This window comes from Corallococcus sp. AB049A (assembly GCF_003668885.1).
GTDB classification, from domain to species: Bacteria; Myxococcota; Myxococcia; order Myxococcales; family Myxococcaceae; genus Corallococcus; species Corallococcus interemptor.
In genome coordinates, this window is the sequence record NZ_RAWL01000613.1 from 1 (window position 1) to 3,915 (window position 3,915).

The 3,915-nt window shown below is 72.8% G+C and carries 3 protein-coding genes; 1 reads left to right on the forward strand and 2 read right to left on the reverse strand.

Annotated features, from left to right (window positions below):
- Positions 1-783, reverse strand: a 783-nt coding sequence (locus D7X55_RS37120; protein WP_147470368.1) for an alpha/beta fold hydrolase, incomplete at its 3' end; no start/stop codon positions are given.
- 243 nt (positions 784-1,026) lie between these two features.
- Between D7X55_RS37120 and D7X55_RS37125 the strand changes: the two genes are divergently transcribed.
- Positions 1,027-1,392 (forward strand): hypothetical protein, encoded by a 366-nt coding sequence (locus D7X55_RS37125; RefSeq protein WP_120546236.1) that lies wholly within the window; start codon positions 1,027-1,029, stop codon positions 1,390-1,392.
- A 22-nt stretch (positions 1,393-1,414) separates the two neighbouring features.
- Here D7X55_RS37125 and D7X55_RS37130 read toward each other — a convergent pair.
- Positions 1,415-3,915, reverse strand: a 2,501-nt coding sequence (locus D7X55_RS37130) for an AAA domain-containing protein (protein WP_121725502.1), incomplete at its 5' end; no start/stop codon positions are given.

Here is a 3,915-nt window from a genome sequence, read left to right on the forward strand (position 1 = left end):
GCCTTCGTCCCGCCCCAGCTCCCGGGCCGTCAGCGCCGCGAGCCCCGCGGGCGCGAGCGCCTGGAGCCACGGTGTGAGCAGCCGCGCGCATTCCTCCGGATGTGAGAAATAGGGAACGTGGCCCGCACCGCGCAGCACGTGAAGCGGCGTGCCCTCCGGCAGCGACGCGGCCAGCCGCGAGAGTGACGACGGCGGCACCAGCACGTCGCGGTCCCCCTGGATGCACACGCAGGACACCTTCAGCGGGCGCAGGTCCGGCGGGGGCGGCTCCGTGTGGATGGCGAACGCGCGCCGCAGCGTCGTCAGGCGCTCCAGCGCCGTGGTGGGCACCACGTCCGCCACCTGATCCGCCGGCACCGGCCGCCACGCCGCCAGCGATGCCGCGACGCGTCCGGGACGCCCCAGCACGGCGATGGGCCCCATCATCGCGATGAGCCTCCCGCGAGGCCCCACGTGCTCGGTGCGCGTGAAGGCTCCCAGGAACGCGACGCCGCGCGTCGCCCCGCCCGCGGCCAGGTGCGCCGCCACCATGCCGCCAAAGGAGCTGGCCACCACCGCGTCCACGTTCCCCGTGACGCGCAGCACCTGCTCCGCCAGCGCCCGCGCGCCACGGGCCGCGTGCTCGCCTTCCGGGTACTCGACCAGCACGGGACGCGCTGCGTCTGTCAGCTGGAGGGCAAGCTCACGAAAGCCCGATCCACGGGCGCCCAGTCCCGGCAACAAGAGGACGCGGGGGCCTTCGTCGTTCCCGCCCAGCTCTGTCAGCTCCACCGTGCGCCGCATGTCTCCTGCCTTCCCCAGAAACGCGCCGGACAACACCGGGGACGCCCTGGGTCTGCCCGTGCCCACCCGGTGGCACACCCGACCCACGGGCAATACGCCGCGCCCCCGGTGGCTCGCTTGCCAGGACGGAGAGTGATACATGATTCATCCCACCACCCTTTTCCAGCGTCACGCTGCACGGTGTCTGGTGGCCAAGGATTTTCGCGTCCAGCGTTCTGACAGCATGGGGGCGAAGGGTTAAGAATGGTCACCGTGAATCTGCATGCCTTCGGGGAGTTTGTTCGCAAGCATCGTCCGGCCCTGGAGGTTCGGGCCGCGAAGCTTTGCGCAGGGAGCGCGGTCGACTCCACGGAGCTGGTCGGCGAGACGCTGGAGCGGGCGCTGTCCGTGTTCGAGCGGCTGCAGGACCAGGACACCGCGTCCGTGACGCAGTGGCTGGATGGCGCCATGAGCCGCTGCTTCGCGCGGATGGGCGGACAGCTGCCGGACGCGCGCGCCGCGGCGCCGGACCTTCAGCAGACGTTCGACCTGCTGCGCGCGCGCTTCCGTGAGGTCTACGCGCAGCCGGCGTTCGGCAAGAGCGCGGGCGTCACCGGCTGGCGGATGTAACAAGTCCCGCGCCCTGGATGTTTCAGGGCGCCGGGCGGTGGCCCGCCAGCGTCTCCACGTAGGACGCGGCCACCCGGAGGAAGCGGCCCCCACGCACGCCGGTGAGGTACTGGCGCTTCATCGCGCGGGTGGCCCCCACGTAGAACATCGCGCGGCGGATGCGTTCGTTCTCGCGGTCGTTGCGCTGGCGCGCTCCCGCCATCCACGCCTCGATGGAGTCCAGGGCCTCCAGTCCGGCGAAGAAGACGACGGGGCACTCGTGGCCCTTGCAGGAGAACACCGTGGTGGCGCGCACGTGGTCCACGCCGCTCACCCGGAAGTCCGTCACGTCCCGTCCGCCCTTGCCGCCGTAGGCCTCCGCGGGCACGCCCGCCTTGCGCAGCGCGTCCGTGAACGACGCGGGCATGACGGGGGCCACCACCAGGATGTCGCCCGGGTGGACGCCCTCCTCGCGCACCAGCCGGGCAATCTCCTTGGCCACCCAGCGCGCTTCGCTGGCGCTGGAGGCGAAGTCCTTCACCTGGGGCAGCACGCCGCCGCGCTCGGTGGACTGCACGCGGTAGAGGCCCTCCAGCGTCTCCTCCGGCAGCCACAGGAGCCGCTCGCGGGCCAGCTCCCCGGCCTTCATGTATTCGCGCATGCCGGGGTCGGTGACGCGGTGCTGGCGCAGCGGGTCCAGCACGACGTTGAAGGCCACGTCCAGGATGTCGCGCGTGGCGCGGAAGGTCTCCTTGAGCACGCGGGTGCGGCCCCGGAAGGACAGCCCTTCGGGTAGCTGCTCCTTCAGGCTGTCGATGGGCACCTGGCCATAGACGTTCTGCGAGTCGTCCATGAACAGCTGGAAGCAGCGGGACTCGCGGCCGTCCGCGTCCACGCGCGGGCGCACCAGCGCGTGCAGCGACGCCAGGCCCCTGGCGTCCATGTCCTGCGCCTCGTCCACGAAGACGGCGTCGAAGGCGTGCGGCTCCAGGCGCCGGAGCGCGCCCACGTGCTTCACCGTCACCTGGGCCCGCAGCGGACGCACCTGCTCCGGGGGGGCGCGCACGGTGAGCGCCTCCAGGAGCAGCTTCTCCACGAGCGGCGCGAGCGAGCGGTTGTAGAAGGACACCAGCACCCGGGCGCGCGGGTTCTCCAGCAGGTAGCGCGCGGCCCAGTGCGCCAGCACGTACGTCTTGCCGCTGCCGGCCACGCCGCGCACCAGGTGGTGGCCGTCGTCGAAGCGCCGCTCGAAGAGGGAGACCTGCTCCTGGGTGAAGAGCGGCCCGGTGTCCCTGCCGCCCGCGATTTCGCCGCCCAGGCCCACGGGCACCAGCGGCGGCGGGGGCGGCGGAGGCGGACGCGGCGTGGTGGCCAGAAGCTCCAGCCTCGGCGGCGTGCCGGCGTGGACGCGCACGCGGGGGAGCAGCGACAGGAACCGCGCGGGCACGGGTGAGGCGCGGGCCTCCGCGCGCGAGGCGAGCACCAGCAGGTATTCCTTCGCGCGGCTGGCGGCGACGTTGAGGATGGGCACCAGCGTGTGCGGCGGGAAGGGCCGGCCTCCGGCCACCGTGTCCACCATCACCACGTCGTACTGGGTGCCCTGCTGGCGGTGGATGGTGGAGGCGCTGAACATGTCGTGGCGCAGCCCCGCCGCGTTGCCCAGCTTGCGCAGGAGCGCCGCCTGCGCGCGGTAGGGCGTCACGCACAGCACGGTGAGGCCCAGGCGCACGGCCTGGCGCGCCAGCGTCACGGCGAGCTCCGCGGACAGCTCGCGCTGGTAGCCGGAGCCTGTCTCGCCCCGGCCATGGGTGAGGCGGCGCGTGTCTCGGCTCAGGCCGTCCAGCACCAGCCACATGGCGCGTGACGGGAAGGCGGGCACGGGCGGGGGCTTCTGGGCCCGGTCCTTCACGAGGTCGCCGTCCTCCAGCGCGCCGCCGTAGCAGAAGTGGCTGACCACCTTCGCGATGTCCGGGTGCATGCGGTGCTGCGTGCGCAGGAGCAGCACGTCCGGGCGCTCCGCGTCCTTCACCGCGTCTTCCAGGTGGGACAGGGCGCTGGCGCGAAGCCACGTCTGGGTGCCCTTGCCCGCGCCCTCCGCCGCGCGGCTCACGGGGCCAATCTGCTTGGGGTCTCCCGCGAGCGTCACGTGCCGGGCCAGCGGGGCCAGCAACGCCGTCGCCGCGCGCGTCACCATCCCGGCCTCGTCCACCACGAGCCGCTCGAAGGTCTGCTCCCCTTCCAGCTCCGACACGAGCCGCAGGGCGCGGTGCACGGTGAGCACCATGAGGGGGCTGTCGCCCTTCTCCGCTTCCTTGAGCGTTGGGTCCTTCACGCGGCCGCGCAAGGAGCGCAGCTCCGCCTGCATGCGGGCGAGCTCCGGCGCGGCGCCGCCCCGGGCGCGCTCCAGGGTGAGCTCGCGCTCGCGCTGCTGGATGGTGTTGATGAGCTTGCTGGACTTGTTCTCCTCCACCGCCACGGTGGGCAGCTTCGCCACGGCGTCGCTCGCGCCGGTGCCGCCCCGGAAGATGGTGTGGGCCAGGGGGC

What these genes read in the sequence shown, in the direction of transcription:
- D7X55_RS37125 (WP_120546236.1), top strand. Translation starts at nt 1,027, where the DNA reads ATGGTCACCGTGAATCTGCATGCCTTCGGGGAGTTTGTTCGCAAGCAT.